Origin of the sequence: Pimelobacter simplex (genome assembly GCF_900114845.1) — a bacterium.
Taxonomy (GTDB): domain Bacteria; phylum Actinomycetota; class Actinomycetes; order Propionibacteriales; family Nocardioidaceae; genus Nocardioides; species Nocardioides simplex.
This window is the reverse complement of the sequence record NZ_FOUK01000007.1, coordinates 343963-362529: the sequence shown is the minus strand read 5'-3', so window position 1 is coordinate 362529 and position 18567 is coordinate 343963. Positions and strand designations below refer to the sequence as shown.

Annotated in this window: 18 protein-coding genes; 5 read left to right on the top strand and 13 right to left on the bottom strand. The window is 73.0% G+C overall.

Annotated features, from left to right (window positions below):
* The 3 genes from BM223_RS26025 (at position 1) to BM223_RS26015 (ending at position 3008) form a co-directional block, all read left to right on the top strand.
* Positions 1-492, top strand: a complete 492-nt coding sequence (locus BM223_RS26025) for a TetR family transcriptional regulator (RefSeq protein ID WP_038680377.1) — start codon at positions 1-3, stop codon at positions 490-492.
* Positions 493-613: 121 nt separating this feature from the next.
* Positions 614-2062 (top strand): glucose-6-phosphate dehydrogenase, encoded by a 1449-nt coding sequence (gene zwf, locus BM223_RS26020; RefSeq protein WP_038684884.1) that lies wholly within the window; start codon positions 614-616, stop codon positions 2060-2062.
* Positions 2063-2072: 10 nt separating this feature from the next.
* Positions 2073-3008, top strand: a complete 936-nt coding sequence (locus tag BM223_RS26015) for a hypothetical protein (protein WP_038680375.1) — start codon at positions 2073-2075, stop codon at positions 3006-3008.
* On the opposite strand, the gene BM223_RS26010 is transcribed toward BM223_RS26015, so the two are convergent.
* Genes BM223_RS26010 through BM223_RS25980 form a run of 7 tightly spaced genes read right to left on the bottom strand, consistent with a single transcriptional unit; the run spans position 3005 to position 10625 of the window.
* Complete coding sequence (locus tag BM223_RS26010) at positions 3005-3883, bottom strand: SDR family NAD(P)-dependent oxidoreductase (protein WP_038680373.1); 879 nt, start codon at positions 3881-3883, stop codon at positions 3005-3007. The two genes, BM223_RS26015 and BM223_RS26010, sit on opposite strands and share 4 nt — an antisense overlap.
* A 13-nt stretch (positions 3884-3896) precedes the next feature.
* Positions 3897-5123, bottom strand: coding sequence for a CaiB/BaiF CoA transferase family protein (locus BM223_RS26005; RefSeq protein ID WP_038680371.1), 1227 nt, complete (start codon positions 5121-5123; stop codon positions 3897-3899).
* 13 nt (positions 5124-5136) lie between these two features.
* Positions 5137-5838, bottom strand: coding sequence for a hypothetical protein (locus BM223_RS26000; RefSeq protein WP_038684882.1), 702 nt, complete (start codon positions 5836-5838; stop codon positions 5137-5139).
* 9 nt (positions 5839-5847) lie between these two features.
* A complete protein-coding gene (locus BM223_RS25995) occupies positions 5848-6837 on the bottom strand; it encodes an ABC transporter substrate-binding protein (protein ID WP_141267517.1) in 990 nt (329 codons plus the stop codon).
* Positions 6838-6874: 37 nt separating this feature from the next.
* Entirely contained in the window at positions 6875-7705 is an 831-nt protein-coding gene (locus BM223_RS25990; RefSeq protein ID WP_038680368.1) for an ABC transporter permease, read from the bottom strand.
* Positions 7702-8535 carry an ABC transporter ATP-binding protein gene (locus BM223_RS25985; RefSeq protein WP_082003719.1) on the bottom strand — a complete coding sequence of 278 codons (834 nt, stop codon included), beginning with the start codon at positions 8533-8535 and terminating at the stop codon, positions 7702-7704. Before BM223_RS25985 ends, BM223_RS25990 begins: the two co-directional genes overlap by 4 nt.
* Positions 8532-10625, bottom strand: coding sequence for an acetate--CoA ligase family protein (locus BM223_RS25980; RefSeq protein ID WP_052138847.1), 2094 nt, complete (start codon positions 10623-10625; stop codon positions 8532-8534). Before BM223_RS25980 ends, BM223_RS25985 begins: the two co-directional genes overlap by 4 nt.
* A 99-nt stretch (positions 10626-10724) precedes the next feature.
* Between BM223_RS25980 and BM223_RS25975 the strand changes: the two genes are divergently transcribed.
* A complete protein-coding gene (locus BM223_RS25975) occupies positions 10725-11363 on the top strand; it encodes a TetR/AcrR family transcriptional regulator (RefSeq protein WP_052138846.1) in 639 nt (212 codons plus the stop codon).
* 114 nt (positions 11364-11477) lie between these two features.
* Here the strand turns inward: BM223_RS25975 and BM223_RS25970 are convergent, their stop codons facing one another.
* The 6 genes from BM223_RS25970 to BM223_RS25945 all read right to left on the bottom strand — a co-directional run bounded on the left by BM223_RS25970 (position 11478) and on the right by BM223_RS25945 (position 17705).
* Positions 11478-12089: a hypothetical protein gene (locus BM223_RS25970; protein WP_141267515.1), complete on the bottom strand. Its 612-nt coding sequence runs from the start codon at positions 12087-12089 to the stop codon at positions 11478-11480.
* Between the two features lie 8 nt (positions 12090-12097).
* Positions 12098-13354, bottom strand: a complete 1257-nt coding sequence (locus BM223_RS28715; RefSeq protein ID WP_141267513.1) for a hypothetical protein — start codon at positions 13352-13354, stop codon at positions 12098-12100.
* 102 nt (positions 13355-13456) lie between these two features.
* A complete protein-coding gene (locus BM223_RS25960) occupies positions 13457-14356 on the bottom strand; it encodes a helix-turn-helix transcriptional regulator (RefSeq protein ID WP_052138845.1) in 900 nt (299 codons plus the stop codon).
* 69 nt (positions 14357-14425) lie between these two features.
* Positions 14426-15934 carry a flavin-containing monooxygenase gene (locus BM223_RS25955; RefSeq protein WP_038680362.1) on the bottom strand — a complete coding sequence of 503 codons (1509 nt, stop codon included), beginning with the start codon at positions 15932-15934 and terminating at the stop codon, positions 14426-14428.
* Entirely contained in the window at positions 15931-16779 is an 849-nt protein-coding gene (locus BM223_RS25950) for an SDR family oxidoreductase (protein WP_038680360.1), read from the bottom strand. The genes BM223_RS25955 and BM223_RS25950 overlap by 4 nt, the downstream gene beginning before the upstream one ends.
* On the bottom strand, positions 16776-17705 hold the full coding sequence (locus BM223_RS25945) for a patatin-like phospholipase family protein (protein WP_038680358.1): 930 nt from the start codon (positions 17703-17705) through the stop codon (positions 16776-16778). The genes BM223_RS25950 and BM223_RS25945 overlap by 4 nt, the downstream gene beginning before the upstream one ends.
* A gap of 96 nt (positions 17706-17801) precedes the next feature.
* Between BM223_RS25945 and BM223_RS25940 the strand changes: the two genes are divergently transcribed.
* Positions 17802-18431: a TetR/AcrR family transcriptional regulator gene (locus tag BM223_RS25940; RefSeq protein ID WP_038680356.1), complete on the top strand. Its 630-nt coding sequence runs from the start codon at positions 17802-17804 to the stop codon at positions 18429-18431.
* The last annotated feature ends 136 nt before the right edge of the window (positions 18432-18567 follow it).

Sequence of the window (18567 nt, the reverse complement as noted above, 5' to 3'; positions counted from 1 at the left end):
ATGAGGTACCGCAGGGCGGACGTCGTGGAGCGCGCGATCGAGGTGCTCGACGCCCACGGTCTCGACGCACTGTCGATGCGCCGCCTGGCCACCGACCTCGGCGTCCAACCCGGTGCGCTCTACCACCACTTCACCAACAAGGACGCGCTGCTCTCCGCGATCGCCGACGAGATCCTGCGCCGCGGCAGCCGGCCGGCCGAGATCGCCGCGTGGGACGCCGAGGTGCAGCTGCTCTGCGTCGGGCTGCGCGACGCGATGCGCCGGCACCGCGACGGCGCGGTGCTCATCGCGCAGGTCAACCGGGCCGACGCGGAGGCGCTGGAGCGGCCGCTGCGCGCCGCCCTCGAGCGGGCCGGCGCCGACCCCGACCTCGCCCGCGTCGGTGCCCGCACGCTCGTCCGCTTCGTGCTCTCCCACGAGGACGACGAGCCGGCGGACTTCGGGATGGCGCTCGCGCTGGTGCTCGACGGGCTGCGCGCGCGCCTCGGTTGAGCGTCGTACCGGACAATTCGGTCGCGATCGGGCCGAGATCACGACCAGATCGTCCGGTACGACGGTGATCGGGCGCCTCTCGTTATCGTTGCGGTAACACCGAGGAGGCACTGTGGACGACATGGCACCGAAGACCCAGAAGCCGGTGACGGTCGTGCTGTTCGGCGCGACCGGCGACCTCGCACGACGCAAGCTGCTGCCCGGGATGCTGCACCTGTTCGAGACCGGGCTGCTGCCGCAGCTGCAGATCGTCGGCACCTCGCTCGACGAGCACACCACCGAGACGTTCGTGGAGTTCGTGCACGAGGCCGTGATGGAGTTCTCCGGCGACGACGGCGACATGGCGGCCTGGCCGGAGTTCTCGAAGCTCCTGCACTGGGCGCCCGGCGCCGAGGGGCCGGCGGGACTGCGGTCCGCCGTCGAGAAGGCCGAGTCCGCCTGGGACGGCGACCGGGTCCGCCTCCACTACCTCAGCGTGCCGCCCAAGGCCGCGCTCGCGGTGGTCAAGACGCTCGACGACGCCGACCTCGCGGCCGGCAGCCGGATCATCATGGAGAAGCCGTTCGGCGTCGACCTCGACTCGGCCAAGAAGCTCAACGCCGAGCTGCACAAGACCTTCGACGAGTCGCAGATCTACCGGATCGACCACTTCCTCGGGAAGGAGGCGGCGCAGAACATCCTCGCGTTCCGGTTCGCCAACGGCCTCTTCGAGCCGATCTGGCACCGCAACAACATCGACCACGTCCAGATCGACGTCCCCGAGGAGCTCGGGCTCGAGCAGCGCGCCGACTTCTACGAGTCCACCGGCGCCTACCGCGACATGGTCGTCACCCACCTCTTCCAGGTGCTCGCCTTCACCGCGATGGAGCCCCCGACGTCGCTCGACCCGTCGGCCATCAACGACGAGAAGAACAAGGTCTTCCGCTCGCTGCTGCCGATCGACCCGGCCAACGTCGTCCGCGGCCAGTACGACGGCTACCGCTCCATCGCCGGCGTCGCGCCCGAGTCCGAGACCGAGACGTTCATCGCGCTCAAGTGCTACATCGACAACTGGCGCTGGGCCGGCGTCCCGTTCTACCTGCGCACCGGCAAGCGCCTCGCCGAGGGCGCGCGGATCATCTCGATCGCGTTCAAGGAGCCGCCGCGCTCGATGTTCCCCCACAACTCCGGCGTCGGCGACCACGGCCCCGACCACCTCACCTTCGACCTGGCCGACAAGGCCAAGATGTCGCTGTCGTTCTACGGCAAGCGGCCCGGTCCCGGCATGAAGCTCGACAAGCTCTCCATGCAGTTCGCGATGACCGACACCACGTGGGCCGGCTCGGTGCTCGAGGCCTACGAGCGGCTCATCTACGACGCCGCGCGCGGCGACCAGACGCTCTTCACCTCGGCGGCCGGCATCGAGCGGCTGTGGGAGGTCTCCGCCCCGCTCCTCGAGAACCCGCCGGTGGTCCGGCCCTACCGCCAGGGCAGCTGGGGTCCGAACCAGATCCACCAGCTGATCGCGCCGTACGCGTGGCGGCTGCCGTTCGAGCGTGGGTGGCGCAACCCGAACGCGATGGGTGGCTGAGCGGGGTCCGATGAGGGCCGCGCTCGCCGCCATCGCAGCCGCCGTGGGTCTGCTCGCCGCGGGCTGCGGCGGCGGGGACCGCACGGCGTCTCCGTCGGCTCCGTCGGCCGTGGGGGTGACTGCCGCGTCCGACATCGTCCTCCCGCTCGACGGCTACGTCCTCGACGGTGCCGAGGTCCGCGACGTCGCGCGGGCCCGGGCCGCGCTGCTCGACGAGTGCGTCCTGCGCTACACCCAGGTCCACCACGTCCCGGAGGTCGCGACCGGGGTGACGCCGGCGTTCTCGCCGTACCGCTTCGGCCTGGTGGGCACGGCGAGCGCGCGCGAGCACGGGTACCACGATCCCGCCGACGAGCTGAGCGAGAGCTTCGCCGCGGCCCATCCGGTGCGGGTGCCGCCCGGGCGCCCGACGGCGTCCTACCTGCTCGACGGCGACGTCCCGGCCGGCGTGAAGCGGCCGCTCGATCCCGGGGGTGCCGCGTTGCCGGACGACGGCTGCGCCGGTGAGGCCGAGGCGTTCCTCGGTGGCACGGTTGCCGAGAACGAGTTCGCCGAGCGTGCGGTCACCGCGATCGAGGAGGCGGAGCGCGCCGATCCGCGGGTCCGCGCGGCGATCGGGGACTGGGCGGACTGCATGAAGGACGCCGGCCACGACTACGCCAACCCCCTCGACCCCGTCGTCGAGTACGGCGGCGCGAGCGCGGTCACCGAGCGCGAGCTCGCGGTCGCTCGAGAAGACGCCGACTGCCGGGTCGCGACGTCGTACGTCGAGCGCCGGGTGGCGGTCCTCGCTGAGCTGCAGCAGCGCTCGCTCGACGCCGACACCGACCGGTGGGAGGCGCACCGGGCGGCGCTCGCGGAGCGGGTCCGGAGGGCGCGCGGCTACCTCGACCTCGACGCGGCGAGCGGCCGCGCCGAGGGTGAGGCGCAGGTGCCGGCTCCCTAGCGGACGACGGCCTCGCTGTACCCCCGCGGCCCACCCAGCAACGTACGACGCGACACCGGCACCCGCCCGTCGACGTCGGTGACGCCGAGCTCGACGGCCAGCTCGGCACCTATGAGCGCGCGCCCCGAGCGCGCGAGCTTGGCGTCGGCCGGGACGGCGTCGAGCGCGGCGATCGCGCGGCCGGTGAGCTCGGGGTGCTCCATGATCGGCAGCGAGGCCTCGTAGAGGGTCGGGTCGGCGTCGACGACGCGCATGGTGCGCTCGGTGCGCAGGAGTCCCGGCCACAGGGAGACGACGGTGACGCCGCGGCCGTCGAGGTCGACGGCCATGTCGTGGGTCATCTTGTCGACGCCCGCCTTGACCGCGCCGTACGCCGGCCCGTGCAGGTAGCAGGTCGCCCCGAAGCCGGAGATGTTGACGACGAGCGGTGCCCGCTCCGCCGACGCGAGCAGCAGGGGAGTGGCGTGCCAGGTCGTCGTGTACGTCGAGCGCAGCCCGACGTCGAACATCATCACCGCGTCGAGCGGCTTCTCCCAGAAGCCGCCGCCCGCGGTGACCTCGTCGGGCACCGCGAACGCGTTGTTGACCAGCACGTCGAGCCGGCCCTGCTCCGACCGGACCTGCGCGACGAGCGCCGCGACCGCGTCGTCGTCGCGGTGGTCGCAGGCGACGGCGACGCCGGTGCCGCCGCGCTCGGTGACCAGGCGGGCGGTCTCGCCGACGGTGCCGCCGAGGTCGTGCGCGCCGGGGTCGACGCTGCGGCCGGTCACGTAGACGACGTACCCGGCGTCTCCGAGGGCGAGGGCGATGCCCTTGCCGAGCCCCCGGCTGGCTCCGGTGACGACGGCGACGCGGCGGTCCTGCGAGTTCGGCACGGCTCGGCTCCTCCTAGATGACGCCGGAACGGCGCAGCGAGGCTACCCGGTCGTCGCCGTAGCCGAGCTCGGCGAGCACCTCCTCGGTGTCCGCGCCGACCTCGGGTGCCCGGCGGGGTGGGCGGCGCGGCTCGCCGACGACGTTGACGGGCGAGGGCAGCAGGTCCGCGCCGTGCTCGGCCGCGGGCCACCACGCCATCCGGTGCGCGAACTGGGGGTCGCGGCCGATGCCCTCGGCGTCGTTGACCGGGGCGATGGGGCAGTCGATGGCCAGGCCGAGCTCGACCCACTCCGCGGTGGTCCGGGTGGCGAACAGGTCGCGCAGCTCGGCGCGCAGGTCGCGGTCGCCGGTGGCGTGGTCGCCGTACTGCTGGCCCTCGCGGCCCTCGAAGAGGTCCATCCGGTCGCAGGCCACGCAGAAGTTGCGCCAGAACTCCTGCTCCGAGGCCTGGAAGAGCACGTGCCCGTCGGCCGAGCGGTAGTACTGGTAGCGCACGGCCTCCTCCATGCCCCCCGGTCCGGGACGACGGCGGGCGCCGTCGTCGGCCGGGTTGCCGGTGACCTCGGGCTCGGGCCGCTCGTAGGCGCGGTGGCCCTCGATCGGTAGCCAGTTGCTGAACGCCGCGGCGTCGCTCTGCGAGATGTCGAGATGGCACCCCACACCGGTACGGCGTGCCCGCAGCACCGCGGACACCGCCGCGAGCGCGCCCCAGAGCGGCCCGACCTTGGTGCCGGTGCCCGTGTGCTCCGGGATGTAGGTGAAGCCGCGGTCGTCGACCGCAGGGGTGGCCAGTCCGGCCCAGGCGTCGAAGCCGACGCCGTGGGAGGGAAGGTCGCGGTAGGGGCCGTCGATCCCGAAGCCGGACAGGGAGCAGAGCACGACGGCGGGGTTGACCTCCCGCAGCCGGTCGTAGCCGAGGCCGCGCCGCTCCAGGGCGCCCGGGCGCATCCCCTCGACGACGACGTCGGCGTCGCGGACGAGGTCGAGGAACACCTCGGGTCCCTCGGGCGTGCGCAGGTCGAGCCGGATCGAGCGCTTGCCGCGGTTGACGTGCCAGTGCAGGAGCGAGTGCCCCTCGACGATCGGCCAGCCGAGCCGGCGGATGTAGTCGCCGCCCGGGGGCTCGACCTTGATGACGTCGGCGCCCAGGTCGCCGAGCGTCATGGCGAGGGCGCCGGGTTCGAGCAGGGTGCACTCGACGACGCGGACGCCGTCCAGCAGCGGGGTGTCGTGGTTCACGAGATCCTCTCGGTCAGGGCTGCCGGCCGGTACGCAGCGGCGACAGCGGGGCCGCGCACACCAAGGTGCGCTGGTCGGACGTGACGAGGCCGGCGGTGCGCTCGCGCCACCGGTCGATGGCGGGGCCGTGGTCGAGGAGCTGCTCGATCTCCGCCCAGCGCGGCCAGTCCGGGACCGACCACAGGACGATCACCTCGCTGTCGGAGACCATCGCGGTCCGGTAGGCGCCGGTCAGCCCGAGGCCGGCGCCGAGGGCCGGCTCGAGCCACTCGTCCGCGAGGAGCGCGAGGTACTCGCGCGCGGTCCCGCGGCGCAGGGTGACCACCTCGTGCAGGTGGCACACGGCGGGCGGGAGGTCCGCGCAGAGCGTCTCGATGTCCGGGCTGTAGTCGGCCGGGAGCAGGATCCGGTCCCGCCCGCCCGACCGCAGCTCGGCGGCCGCCGACCACCACCGCGCCAGGGTGGGGTCCTGGAGCGTGTCGTGCGAGAGCTCGTGGGCGAAGTTGGCGGCGAGGCCCTCCCAGCCGTCGAGCTCCCACAGGTTGACCACGGTCGGCCACCGGCCGGTGCTGCCGACCGTCGCCCACACGCCGAAGCAGCGCATCCCGCGCTCACCGCGCGCGGCGGCGTCCCAGCCCGACGTCATGTGGGTCATGTAGTCGGCCCGGCGCGGACCGAGGATGTCGATCTCCTCGTGGATGTAGATCGCGCTCATCGAGGCGGGCTACTTCGCGAGGTCGGCGTCGATGACCTCGTCCTCGGGCAGCGGGTCGGAGTAGACGAGCACGCCCTTCTGCCGGGCGTACGTCGCCTGGTAGCGGTCGGTCAGACCGGCCGGGTAGGCCAGGTCGGGCGGGAACACGAGCTCGGGCAGCTTGTCGAGCTGGTCCTCGGAGATCTCGAGCTGCTCGATCAGCGCGGCCCGCACCTCGGGGTCGTCGTGGTAGGCGCCCTGGAGGTGGTCGGCGACCGCGCTGCGCATGCCGGCGAGCAGGCGGGCGCCCTTGTCCCGGTCCTTCTCCAGCAGAGTCGGGCCGAAGAGCACCGCACCCATGGTGATGTCCTCCGGCTGCCCGAACGCGAACGTGAGGTCGTCGGACTTCTCCGCCTCCAGCCAGACCGGGTCGGAGAGCCAGCCCGCCTTGACCGCGCCGCTCTCCAGCGCGACCAGGATGTCGGTCGCGCCCATGGTCTGGAACTTCACGTCCTCGGCGGAGACACCGCTGCGCTCGAGCTCCTCCTCCAGCACCATCGAGACCGGCGCACCCGCGCCGACGGCGGTCGCGACGGTCTCGCCGCGGAGCTTCTCCGGGTCGAAGGTGCCGCCCGGCGCGAGGTCCTTGCTGACCCACAGGCCCGAGCGGCTGTTCTCCGGCGGGAACATGCCCGGGGCGACGATCTTGATCGGCGAGCCGCCGGAGACGGCGTTGAAGAACGCCGCGCTCGGGGCGCTGAAGACGGCGTCCACCTCGCCGGTGGCGAGCAGCACCATCGCGTCGCTGGGCGCGGCGGTGACGATCTCGACGTCGAGGTCCTGGTCGGCATAGCTGCCGAGCTCCATGCCGACGAGCAGCGGCGCGAAGGCCTCGAGCTTGGCCGAGATGGCGACCTTGACGGTGTTCTTGTCGTCGGAGTCGTCCGACGAGCCGCAGCCGGCGAGCAGGACGCCGGCCAGGAGCCCGGCGACGGGCAGGGCGAGCTTTCGGTTCAACACTTCGGTTCCTTTGCAGAGGTGAGGGGAGGGGGCGCGGTCAGCGGCGGTTCGCCGGCTGCGCCCAGGGCAGGAGCCGCCGTCCGAGCGCGGTGACCAAGGTCGTGCAGAGCAGCCCGAGAAGAGCGATGACGCAGATGCCGACGTACATCGGCCGGGCCTGGAAGAGCGACCAGCTGTGCCAGATCCGGAAGCCGACGCCGCTGCTGCCCTGGACGAACTCGGCGCCGACGATGACGAGGATCGCGACGCCGACCGAGAGCCGGAGCGCGACGAAGAGCTGGGGAAGGAAGGCGGGCCACAGCACGTGGCGGAACATGTCCCACCGGCTCGCGCCGAACGCGCGGGCCGCCTCGCGGTAGCCCTCCGGGATGGCCGTCACGCCGGCCATGCAGGTGATCCAGGTCGGGAAGAACACCGACAGCGCGACCAGCAGGACGAGCGGCGTCTCACCGAGCCCGAAGATGAGCAGGAGCAGCGGGAGCAGCGCGAGCTTGGGCACGCTATAGAGGGCCGAGAGGAACGGGTCGAAGGCGGCCCGGGCCAGCCCGGACAGGCCGAGCGCGAGGCCCGCGGCGGCGCCGGCGGCGGACCCGGCGACGAAGCCGACCACCACGCGGCGCAGGGTCGCGCCGAGGTCGTCGAGCAGGACGCCGCTGCGGATCATGTCACCGGCGGTCGACACGATCATCGTGGGTGCGGGGAAGAAGCGCACCGGGATGGCGCCCGTCCGCGCGGCGATCTCCCAGGCGACGAGCACCAGCAGCGGGGTGAGGACGGCGAGCGCCCGCTCCAGGCGGCGGCGCCGGCGGGCGGTGCGGACCGGGTCGATCTCGGCGGCGGTGGGCCGGACCGTCAGCGTGGCGCTCATGCCGGGCTCCCGCCGTCGAAGGTGCGCGAGACCTCGTCGCGCAGCAGCGACCAGAGCTGCTGCTCCAGCGCGGCGAACGCCGGCTCGCCACGGGTCTCCGCGGACCGCGGCCGGGGGAGCGGCACCGGCAGGTCGGCGAGGATCCGGCCGGGCCGGGCGGACATGACGACGACTCGGTCGCCCAGGAGGATGGCCTCCTCCAGGCTGTGGGTGACGAACACGACCGTGCGGCGGTCGGCCTGCCACAGCGCCAGGAGCTCCTCCTGGAGCACCGTGCGCAGCTGGGCGTCGAGGGCCGCGAACGGCTCGTCGAGCAGCAGCACCTCCGGCTCGACCGCGAGCGCCCGGGCGATCGAGACGCGCTGGCGCATGCCGCCCGAGAGCGTCGCCGGGTAGGCGTCGGCGAAGTCCGCGAGCCCGAGCCGGGTGAGCCAGGAGTCGACCGTCCGGGTGGCCTCGGCGCGGGGGACCCCGGCGACGTCGAGGCCGAAGCGGACGTTGGCGCGCACCGACTTCCAGGGGAAGATCCCGTAGTCCTGGAACACCATCGCGGTGGGCGTGCGGCCGGTGCCGTCGTGGTGGACGAGGACCTCGCCCTCGCTGGGGCGGTGCAGCCCGGCCATCATCCGCAGCAAGGTCGACTTGCCGCAGCCCGAGGGGCCGACCAGGCACACGAACTCGCCCTGGCGCACGGTGAGGTCCACGCCGTCGAGGGCGATGACCGCGTCCCGGGTGCCGTACCTCTTGGCGACGCCGCGGACCTCGATCGCGGCGGCGCCGGTGGCGGCGGGATCGGTGGTGGGGGACAAGGTGGCTCCTGGGGTGCTCATGCGACGGCTCCGGCGTTCTCGTGCGGGTCGGGGATCGAGGCGAGCGCGTCGACGGCGACGACGCGGTCGGGCAGGACGATGAGGGGGTTGATGTCGAGCTCGGTCACGACGCCGTCGGCGGCGAGCTGCTGGACGGCCATCACGACGTCGACGAGGGGCTCGAGGTCGACCGGCGGCGCGCCGCGGAAGCCCGTGAGGAGCGCCGATCCGGTGAGCTCGTCGATCATCCGGTGCACCTCGGGACGGTCGAAGGGCGGCACCCGGAAGGAGACGTCGCGGTAGACCTCGACGGCGACGCCGCCGACCCCGAGCATCACGGTCGGGCCGAAGACCGGGTCGGGCGCGATGCCGACCACCATCTCGACACCGCCGTGCACCTGCTCGCTCACCAGGACGCCGGCCAGCTCGCGGCCCGGCAGGTCCGCGACGATCCGCTCGAAGTCGGCCACGACGGCCCGGCCCTCGGCGGCGTCGGCGATCCCGAGCCGGACCAGCCCGTGCTCGGACTTGTGGGCCAGCCCGTCGACGACCGCCTTGACGACGACCGGACCGCCCTGGTCGTCGATCGCGCGGGCCGCCTCGTCGGCGCCCGCGCACAGTGCGTCCCGCGAGACCGGGACGCCGTGCGCGGCCAGCAGGCGCTTGGCGTCGAGCTCGGTGAGCTGGCGCCCCGGCCCGGCCAGGGCCGGCGGCGGGTCGGGGACGACCGGCAGCTCGTGGGCCCGCTCGCGGAAGTCGAGGTGGTCGGCCAGCGCCCGGATCGCGGCGACGCAGTTGCCGAACGTGCGGAAGACGGGGAGCTGCGAGCCGAGGAGCACCCGGCGGTAGGCGTCCTCGGTGCCGGAGGGGGAGCCCCAGACGACGCAGATCGGCTTGTCCGTCGTCTCGGCGACGGCGACGAGGTCGGCCACGAGCGTGTCGCTCATCGGCGGGAAGGCGCCGGTGATGGGGACGACGAGGATGCCGACGGCCGGGTCGGCGAGGATCGTCTCGAGGATCCGCCGCCCCCGCCAGTCGCCGACGGGGTGGCCGCCGTTGTCGACGGGATTGCTCACCCGCAGGTAGTCGGGGATCCACTGGCGCAGGGCGGTGACGGTCTCGGCACTCAGCTCGGGGAGGTCGATCCCCGCGGCGCCGAGCAGGTCGGCCATGTGCGCGCTCGTGCCGCCGCTGATCGCGTAGACGCAGACGCCGGCGTGCGGCGGGTCGCCTGCCCGGGCGAAGAGCGCGGCCGTGTCGAGGAGCTCGTCGAGACCGTCGACCCGGGCGATGCCGTACTGGCGCATGACCGCCGAGGCGACGTCGTCCGCGCCGGCCAGGTGGCCGGTGTGGGACATGGCCCAGGAGCGACCGAGCTCGGTCCGGCCCACCTTGACCGCGACCAGGGGGACGCCGCGGCGGGCGGCGGCGCGCGCGGCCCGGCGGAACGCCGTCCCGTCGGCGAATCCTTCGAGGTAGAGGGCGATCGCGCCGGTGTCGTCCTCGTGCGCGAAGTAGTCGACGAAGTGGGCCGCGTTGAGGTCGGCCTCGTTGCCGGTCGGCGCCCAGTGGCTGAACCGGATGCCGAGCTCCTGGCCCTGGAAGACCGGGCGGCCCTGGTGGCCGCTCTGCGTGATCAGCGCGATGGGCCGGCCGGGCAGGTCGGTGCGGAACTCCTCGAAGAGGTTCATGTTGGTGTTGGGCCCGAGCGCCCGGACCCCCGCCGCGCGCAGCGAGCGGACGAGCTCGGCCTGGCGCCGCTCGCCGTCGGGCCCGGTCTCGGCGTACCCGGCCGCGAAGAGGACGACGAACCCGACGCCCTTCGCGGCGATCCCGGGCAGCACCGAGTCGACGTCGCCGATGAGCACGATCGCGACGTCGACCTGGCCGGGCACGTCCTCGATCGAGCGGTACGCCGTCCGGCCGTCGACGACCGCGCGCCGCGGGTGGACCGGCACCGCCTCGGCACCGACGCGCTCCGCCCACCCGGCGACCCGGCGCCAGTTGAGCGTCGTCGGCCGCCCCTCGGCGTCCGAGGCCCCGATCACCGCCACCCGTTCCGGACGAAACAGCGCGTCGAGGTCGACGCTCGCGCGGTCGATGTGGTCCATCCAACACTCCTTTGGCGAAGCAAATGCTTGGTTCGGCGGGTAGCGTCAGGGTTTACTAACGATCGTTAGTCTGTCAAGGCTCTTAGGATGCGGAGTCCCATGAACGACGAGATGTCACGACGGCGCGGCCGACCGCCCGGCAAGCCGGAGACGAACCCGGCCGAGCGGATCCTCGACGCCGCCGCCGAGTCCTTCGCGACCCACGGCAGCCGCGGCGCCTCGATGCGCACGATCGCCGACGCCGCCGGCATGCGGGCGCCCTCGATCTACAACCACTTCGCGAGCAAGGACGAGCTGCTCATCGCGGTCGGCAAGCGCTACTTCGCGGCGCTGGTGCCCGAGCTGCAGGCCGCCTCCCGGATGCCCGGCTCCGGCGTGGAGCGGCTCGAGCACCTGATCCGGGTCGCCACCGCCGTGAGCACCGCGCACCCGTTCGACCACCTCACGATGGTCCGCGAGCTCATGCAGGTGCGACGCGAGCCCGGGGCCGAGTCGCTCGTCGCCGACGGCCAGCGCTGCATCGCGATCTGGCACCTGGTGATCCGGCGCGGTCAGGCCGACGGGTCGCTGCGCCGCGACATCACCCCGGCGGGCATGACCTGGCTGATCTTCACCGCGATCACCGGGCTCACCGACCCGGGGCGGCGTGCCGACATCCTGGGCGACCCGTCGACGCGCAACGTCGACACGCTGTGCGCCGTGCTGATCGACGGGGCGCGGCCGGTTCGCGGGGGCTGAGGCCCGAGCCCTACTAGTGCGCGTGGTCAGGTCAGTCCGGTGCGCGCTCCTCGTGCTTCTGCTGGCTGCGAGCCGCGGACGTTCGCCGGCCGCCCGCGCCGCCAGCTCCCGCGATCAATCGACCCAGCAGACGTCCGGGTCGGTGATCGCCCTTCCGCAACCCACGTACGACCATCCGACTCGCAGAACGTGCTGGCGACCGCCGGCGCGGTAGTGAACGTCCAGCCGGTCGATCCACACCCCGGCCTCGTCGACCGCGAGCGTCGTCAGGATCTCGGTGTAGGGGTCGTCCGCCTTGCTGTTCGGGACACAGGGCTCGTCGACCACGGCTCCTCCCAACGGCCTGACCTGCGTCGAGCGCAGCTCCTGCCCGAGCAGCCGTTCGAGCGGCGTAGTACTGGAGCCGACCGGCGACCACGGACCCTGGCGGCCGGTACGCCGTGCTCGCTCCGGCACGCTGCGCACCGTGAACGTCGCGGTGACCGGCCTGCCCGCGCGGTAGTGCGGCTCGACCCAGAGCAGGGTGACCTCCTCGTCGGCGCAGATCATCAGGCTGCCGAAGGTCCCCTGCCACGGCCAGTCGGCATGGTCGGGCACGGCGATGCTGACGCCGCCGCCGTCCAGGTCCGAGTCCAGCGGCCCGTCCGTGCCGTCGGGGTGACCGCCCTGTGGGGAGCAGGCCGCAAAGAAGAGCACGGCGACGGTGGCGGCCGCCGCGGCGCGCAAGGGCCGCCTCACCGGAGGCGCGCCATGACCTTACTGGCCTTCGAGGCCCACACGCCGTCGGAGCCGCACATGCGCCGCGCCTTCTTCAGGTGGTAGACGAGCTTCTGCGACCTGTTGTACTGGCGGTTGACTGAGAGATCGATGCCGATCACCTCGGCGAACTTCACGCCGGCGTTGTAGTCGTAGGCGCGCCCGTCGCTGCGGTCGCGCCACCACTGGCCCTTGACGACGGGTGCGCACTTGGTCCACGTGGGCCGGTTGACGCCCTTGGTGTTGGCGCCCGTTCCTCCGGTCTCGCCGATGGGGATCCACTGCCGCTGGCACTTGACGCAGCCTCGGGCGCACGTCGTCTCGAACAGGCCGTACTCGACGCCCTTGCGGTAGCTCCGCGATTTCGCCGACGGGGTCCACTTGAAGCCCCACGAGCTCTGGGTGTGCTTCGACTGCCCGGCCTTGAAGGCGCCCCACTTGCCCTTGCGGTCCGTCATCGAGAAGGCCACGCCGTAGCTCGCGCCCGTCGAGGAGCTGACCAGCATGGTTGCGGTGTCACCCCCGACCGGGTACGTCGTTCCGATGGTGGCGGACCGAACCCGGGTGGAGAGCTTGCGGTAGCTGCACCCGGGTGGCGGCTGCGGATCGCTCGCCGCCGTCCGACCAGCACGCGTCGCCGGCGCGTTGGTCGCCACGCGGCCGAACGCCGACAGGCGTACCGCGCCCGTGTTCACAGCCCTCACCACGGGAACACTCCGTGTCAGGCCGCGCTGCATCCGCAATCGGCCGCGGCTCTGATCGACGGTCGGGGCATCGGGGCGTGCCCAACGGCTGCGGCCGTCCGGGAGGACCGCGGCCTGCAGGCTCGCCGACGACACATAGGTCCCCTGGTCGGTCTGGACCAGCACCTGCCAGAACGCGATGCCGCGACCGTCGACCGCCTCCGCCGGAGCCTGCTCCGGTGAGAGGTAGGCAGTGAACCCGTTGTCCTTGATCACCAGTCGCGCGGGCCGGACCTCGGTCAGTGGGGCGACCGTGCTGCCGACGGCCGCCCTGCGCAGTACCGGGTCGGCGGGCATCGCGATGAGTCGGACACCGGTGACGTCCGCGCCGGCCGGCAGTACGCCGGCGACGGCGGCCGGCGGGCCGGTCTCCGATGCCGACTGCTCTGTCGCCAGGGCCGGTGCTGCCGACGTCACGGTCAGGGCGATGGCCGCGGCGACGACGCCGATCCGTGGGCCTGGGCGTCGTGGTGGACCGTGCTTGTCTCTCATCGCATCCCCCGAGTGTCGCTCTGCATGCCTAGATGACCATACCAGTATGGCCTCGGTGAGCGTGGCACTCCGATGCAGCAGGGGGGTGACCTATCGCGGGCCCTAGTCGATGACGCCCGCCTCGCGCGCCAGCCGGACGGCGTGCACCCGGTTGGACGCGTGGAGCTTGCGCATGGCGTTCTTGAGGTAGGACTTCACGGTGCTCTCGACGAGCCCGAGCGAGACCGCGACCTCGCGGTTGCTCTGGCCGAGCGCGACCTGGGTGAGGACGTCGATCTCGCGCGCGGCGAGCCCGGTCGGCACCCCGTCGGCCTTGCGGCGCGCGATCTGCGCGGGGGCCGGCGCGCGGCCCTGCTCGACGCGGCTGCGCACCTCTTCGAGGCGCGCGCGCAGGGCGTCGTCCTCGACCAGGGAGGCGAGGTCGGCGAGCTCGTCGGAGATGTCGCGCAGGTCGGCGCGGGTCAGCTGGACGTCGGGCTGGGGTGCGGGCGCCGCGGGGCGGCCGAGGTGGCGCAGCTGGCCGAGCCGGCGGCGCACCTCGTCGTCGACGGCGATCTCGCGCTCGAGCCGGCGGACGTGGGGGAGGAACGCGTCGTACCAGACGTCACCGAGCACGACCTGGGCGCGGTGGCCGACGTAGACGACCATCCGCGGCACCCGGTCGACCACGATGGGCAGCGCGGTCACCGTCTCGAGCTGCTCGGCGCGCACCGGGCCGTCGTACTGGTGGGTGATGCCGCGGGCGTCGTAGTAGTTGGTGACCGAGACCGGCCGGCCCATGAGCAGTGCCTTGCCGCCCAGGCCGTAGCCCGAGCGCACGCGCAGGCCCTGCAGGGCACGGGTCTGGGCGCTGTGCAGGGCGGTGATGTCGAGGGCGCCGCCGCTGTCGACGACCGGGCCGCCGAAGGCCATGTCGCTGTCTCCCGTGGCCCGGAACGCCGCGAGCGTGCGCAGGAGCCGGCCACCTTCGGTCGGCGGCTCCTGGATGAGCTCGGGGGACATGGCCCCACGGTAGGTGACTGCAGTCACACGCGGCAACGACGGCACCCTCTTTGGGGGGTAGTGCCTCCTTCAGGAGGCGGACGCCGAGACCCTCGCCCCCGTGAACGTGTAGTGGTCGAGCGGGAAGCGGGTGGCCTCGCGGGCCGCGCTCAACGTCGACGTCGGGCGCAGCAGCACCGCCTCGCCGTGCTGGTTGAAGTAGTAGCTCCGCGCGGTGCTGCAGCTGCCCGCGTTGAAGACGGAGTTGTCGAGCAGGCCGGTCATCCGGTCCAGGAACTGGTCGTTGGCCTCCTCGGTGACCTCCACGATGTCGGCGCCGCGCTGGCGCATCGCCCCGAGGACCCGGCCCATGTGGGCCATCTGGGTCTCGATCGTCGTGAAGTACGACAGGCCCGAGTACGAGTAGGGGCTGTTGAGCGAGAAGAAGTTGGGGAACTTCGGGACGGTGATCCCCTCGTAGGCGCAGAACCGGTTGTCCCGCCACCACTTCCCGAGGTCGCGCCCCTCGCGCCCGACCACCTGGATGGCGGGGAAGTTCACGTCCCACAGGTTGAAGCCGGTGGCCAGCACGAGGACGTCGAGGTCGGTGCGGTTGCCGTCGGAAGTGACGATGCCGCCGGCGTCGACGTGGTCGATCGCGATGGTCTCGAGGTCGACGTGCGGCTTCGTGAAGGTCGGGTAGTAGGTGTTGGAGAACGTCGGCCGCTTGCATCCGAAGTCGTAGTCGGGCGTGAGCTTGGCGCGCAGGACCGGGTCCTTGACCTGGCGCGCGAGGTGCGCGGCGCACACCCGCTTGCCGGCCGCGTTGGCCCACGGCAGGTCGCGGAAGTGCAGGACGCCGGCCACCATCATCACCTCGAGGATCGAGGTGCCGACGAGCCGCGTCGCCTTCTGGGTCAGCGGCACCTTCGCGAACGCGCCGCGGACGACGCCCGGGACCGGGCCGTCCAGCTTGGGGCTCACGTAGATCGGCGTGCGCTGGTAGACGGTGAGGTGGTCGGCGACCTTCGCCAGCTCGGGGATGAGCTGGACGGCGGTCGCGCCGGTGCCGATGATGCCGACCCGCTTGCCCGCGAGCTCGATGTCGTCGTCCCAGCGGGTGGTGTGGACGACGGTGCCGGCGAAGTCCTCGACGCCGGGGATGTCCGGCAGCTTGGGCTGGGACAGGAAGCCGGTCGCGGTCAGCAGGAAGCGGCCGCGGACCACCTCGCCGCCGGCGAGCGTCACCTCCCAGGCGGCGGCGTCCTCGTCCCAGCGGGCGCCCTCGACCACGGTGCCGAAGCGCATGTGGCGGCGCAGGCCGTACTTGTCGGCGACGTGGCCGGCGTACTTCTTGAGCTCGGCGCCGGGCGCGAACAGCCGCGACCAGTGGGGGTTCGGTTCGAACGAGTAGGAGTACGTCGAGCTCGGGATGTCGACGGCGAGGCCCGGGTAGCGGTTGACGTGCCAGGTGCCGCCGAGGTCGTCCTCGCGCTCGAGGATCACCAGGTCGTCGTACCCCTGGCGGTGCAGCTCGATCGCGGCGCCCATGCCGCCGAAGCCGGCGCCGACGATGACGGCGTCGTGGATCTGGTTCATCGGGAGGTCCTCTCGGTGGCGGCGTCGGCGAGACGCTCGGTGTACGCCGCCCGCTGGGTGGTATCGGCGTGGAGCGCACGGTCGTCGCGCATCAGGCGCCGGAACCGGTCGAGGACCGGCACGGGCACCAGGTGGGAGCCCGCGGCGAGCGCTCCGACGTAGCCGGGCACCGCGATCTCGGCGTCGCGGCTGCGGACCGAGCCGACGACGGCGTCGGCGATCCGCTGGGGGGAGACCTTGGGGATCGGCTTCATGTCGAGGCCCGAGGCGAGGTCGGTGTCGACCGCGGAGGGCAGCACCGCGGTGAGGGTGACGCCGTGGGGCGCCATCTCGAGCCGGGTCGCGGCGGTGAGGCCGACGACCGCGAACTTGCTGGCGTTGTAGACCGCGAGCCCCGGGATCGGGAACTTGCCGGCCAGCGAGGCGACGTTGACGACATGGCCGCGGCGCCGCTCGACCATCCCGGGGAGCACCCGCCGCATCCCGTGCAGCACGCCGTGGACGTTGACCTCCATCATCAGCCGGTCGAGTGCGGGGTCCATGTCGAGGAAGGCACCGTTGGGCATGATCCCGGCGTTGTTGACCAGCACGTCGACCGGGCCGTGCTCGGCCTCGGCGGCGTCGACGAAGGCGTCGTACGACGCCCGGTCGGCGACGTCGAGCAGGTGCGCGGAGGCGCCCGTCGCGGCCGCGGTGGCCCGCGCCGTGTCGAGGTCGAGGTCGCCGAACGAGACCTTCGCCCCGCGCGCGAGGAAGGCCTCGACGGTGGCCCGGCCGATGCCGCGGGCACCGCCGGTGAGCGCGACGTGCGCGCCGGCCAGGTCGATGGGAGTGGGACGGGTCATCGGGCGACCTCCTGGTGGGCGACGAGGGTGGGAGCGGTGCGGGCGGCGACCTCGCGGACCCGCTCGACGCGCGAGCGGTCCATGAAGTTCGCGCCCATGGCGGTCAGGTCGGCCGGGCTCGGCTCGATCCGGTGGACCCGGGCGCCGGCCGCCCGCAGCTGCGCGACCTCGCGGTCGACCCGGCGGGTCATCGGGTGGCGCAGCAGCCGCTCCAGGCGGGCGGCGCCGCGGGCGGGAGCGCCGCCGTGGCTCGCCATCGGGGCGACCACGACGACCTCGTCGATCCGGCCGTCGGCGACGTGGGGGAGCAGCAGGTCGGCCGAGGTGGGGGACACGGCGCCGCCGTCGACGTAGCGACGTCCGTCGATCGCGACCGGCGGGAACCAGCCGGGGATCGCCCACGAGGCGGCGATCGCCTGGCCCAGCGAGGCCGTGGGCGCGTCCGCGCGGCCGAGCGGGACGCGCTCGCCGGTGCGGGCGTCGGCCGCGACCAGCCAGGTGGCCGGATGGGTGACCCAGCCGGTGCCGGGATCGGCGAGGGCGGCGCCGAGGTCGGCGAGCCACCGGGCGTCCCCGCCGCCGCGGGGGAGCAGCCCGGCGAGCCCGGACAGCACGTCGCCCCGGCCGCGCAGGGCGGCCCGGGTGAGCCCGAGGGCGGGCAGCGTGGGACGGGGCAGCCCGGGCAGCCGGCCCGGTGCGCCGGGCGCGGCCAGGTGCGCCGCGACCCGGGCGTCGCTGCCGTCAGCGATCGCGGCCGCGGGCACGCCGGCGCCGAGGAGCGCGACCAGCTCGGCCCCGGCCGACGTCCCGACGAGGACGTCGGCGGTCCGGGTGTCCCAGCCCTGGCGATCGAGCTCGGCCAGCACGGCGGCCGTCCAGGCGAAGCCCAGCGTGCCGCCGCAGCCGATGACGAGTGCGCGCCCCATGGCGCCCCCTTGCAGGTGGTCTCGAGCAGAACGGAATGGCGTGTCAGTTCTGGAACGTATCGTCAGTTCCGGCGATCTGCAATAGGCTCCGGTGTCATGACGGCGACCACGGAGGGGCTCACGGGGCTGGAGCGGCGCAAGGCCGAGACCCGGCGCGAGATCATCGAGGCCGCGTTCACCTGCTTCGCCGAGCAGGGCTACCACGCCACCGGGATCGCCGACATCGCCGCGCGGATCGGCATCGGGCACGGCACCTTCTACCGCTACTTCGAGAACAAGCGGGACATCGTCGAGCACGTCATCACCGACCTGATCGACCGCATCGTCGCGGCCCTCGGTGCCGAGAACGCGCCCGACGCGGTGAGCACGCTCGAGGAGTACCGCGCCCAGACCGCCCGCATCGGCACCGCCCTGGCCCAGATCTTCAGCGAGGACCCGCGGGTCGCCTCGCTGCTGCTGTCCGCGGCCGGCATCGACGACGCGATGCGCGAGCGGATGCTCGACCTGTTCGCGACGACGACGCCGCTCACCGCGGCGTACCTCGAGCACGGGGTGCGGCTCGGCTACCTGCGCGCCGACCTCGACGTCGAGCCGACCGCGCAGGCGATCAACGGAATGATCCTGGGCTCGGTGCTCGCCGGCATGCGTGATCCGGCGCCGGCGCAGCAGGAGCGGCTCAGCGCCGCGATCCGTGCGGTGATGTATGACGGGATCGCGGCGCGCTAGCGGTCGGGGTCGCCTGGTCGCCTGGTCGGCGGCGGGCGCGGGTAACACGCCGTCCACCGCACTACGCGCCGGTTGTCGTCGCGACACGCCGTGGAATCGGGGCGTTCGGCGACGACAACCGCTGGGTAGCAACGCG

What these genes read in the sequence shown, in the direction of transcription:
- BM223_RS26025 (WP_038680377.1), top strand. Translation starts at nt 1, where the DNA reads ATGAGGTACCGCAGGGCGGACGTCGTGGAGCGCGCGATCGAGGTGCTC.
- zwf (WP_038684884.1), top strand. Translation starts at nt 614, where the DNA reads ATGGCACCGAAGACCCAGAAGCCGGTGACGGTCGTGCTGTTCGGCGCG.
- BM223_RS26015 (WP_038680375.1), top strand. Translation starts at nt 2,073, where the DNA reads ATGAGGGCCGCGCTCGCCGCCATCGCAGCCGCCGTGGGTCTGCTCGCC.
- BM223_RS26000 (WP_038684882.1), bottom strand. Translation starts at nt 5,838, where the DNA reads ATGAGCGCGATCTACATCCACGAGGAGATCGACATCCTCGGTCCGCGC.
- BM223_RS25990 (WP_038680368.1), bottom strand. Translation starts at nt 7,705, where the DNA reads ATGAGCGCCACGCTGACGGTCCGGCCCACCGCCGCCGAGATCGACCCG.
- BM223_RS25985 (WP_082003719.1), bottom strand. Translation starts at nt 8,535, where the DNA reads ATGAGCACCCCAGGAGCCACCTTGTCCCCCACCACCGATCCCGCCGCC.
- BM223_RS25980 (WP_052138847.1), bottom strand. Translation starts at nt 10,625, where the DNA reads ATGGACCACATCGACCGCGCGAGCGTCGACCTCGACGCGCTGTTTCGT.
- BM223_RS25975 (WP_052138846.1), top strand. Translation starts at nt 10,725, where the DNA reads ATGAACGACGAGATGTCACGACGGCGCGGCCGACCGCCCGGCAAGCCG.
- BM223_RS28715 (WP_141267513.1), bottom strand. Translation starts at nt 13,354, where the DNA reads ATGAGAGACAAGCACGGTCCACCACGACGCCCAGGCCCACGGATCGGC.
- BM223_RS25960 (WP_052138845.1), bottom strand. Translation starts at nt 14,356, where the DNA reads ATGTCCCCCGAGCTCATCCAGGAGCCGCCGACCGAAGGTGGCCGGCTC.
- BM223_RS25955 (WP_038680362.1), bottom strand. Translation starts at nt 15,934, where the DNA reads ATGAACCAGATCCACGACGCCGTCATCGTCGGCGCCGGCTTCGGCGGC.
- BM223_RS25950 (WP_038680360.1), bottom strand. Translation starts at nt 16,779, where the DNA reads ATGACCCGTCCCACTCCCATCGACCTGGCCGGCGCGCACGTCGCGCTC.
- BM223_RS25945 (WP_038680358.1), bottom strand. Translation starts at nt 17,705, where the DNA reads ATGGGGCGCGCACTCGTCATCGGCTGCGGCGGCACGCTGGGCTTCGCC.
- BM223_RS25940 (WP_038680356.1), top strand. Translation starts at nt 17,802, where the DNA reads ATGACGGCGACCACGGAGGGGCTCACGGGGCTGGAGCGGCGCAAGGCC.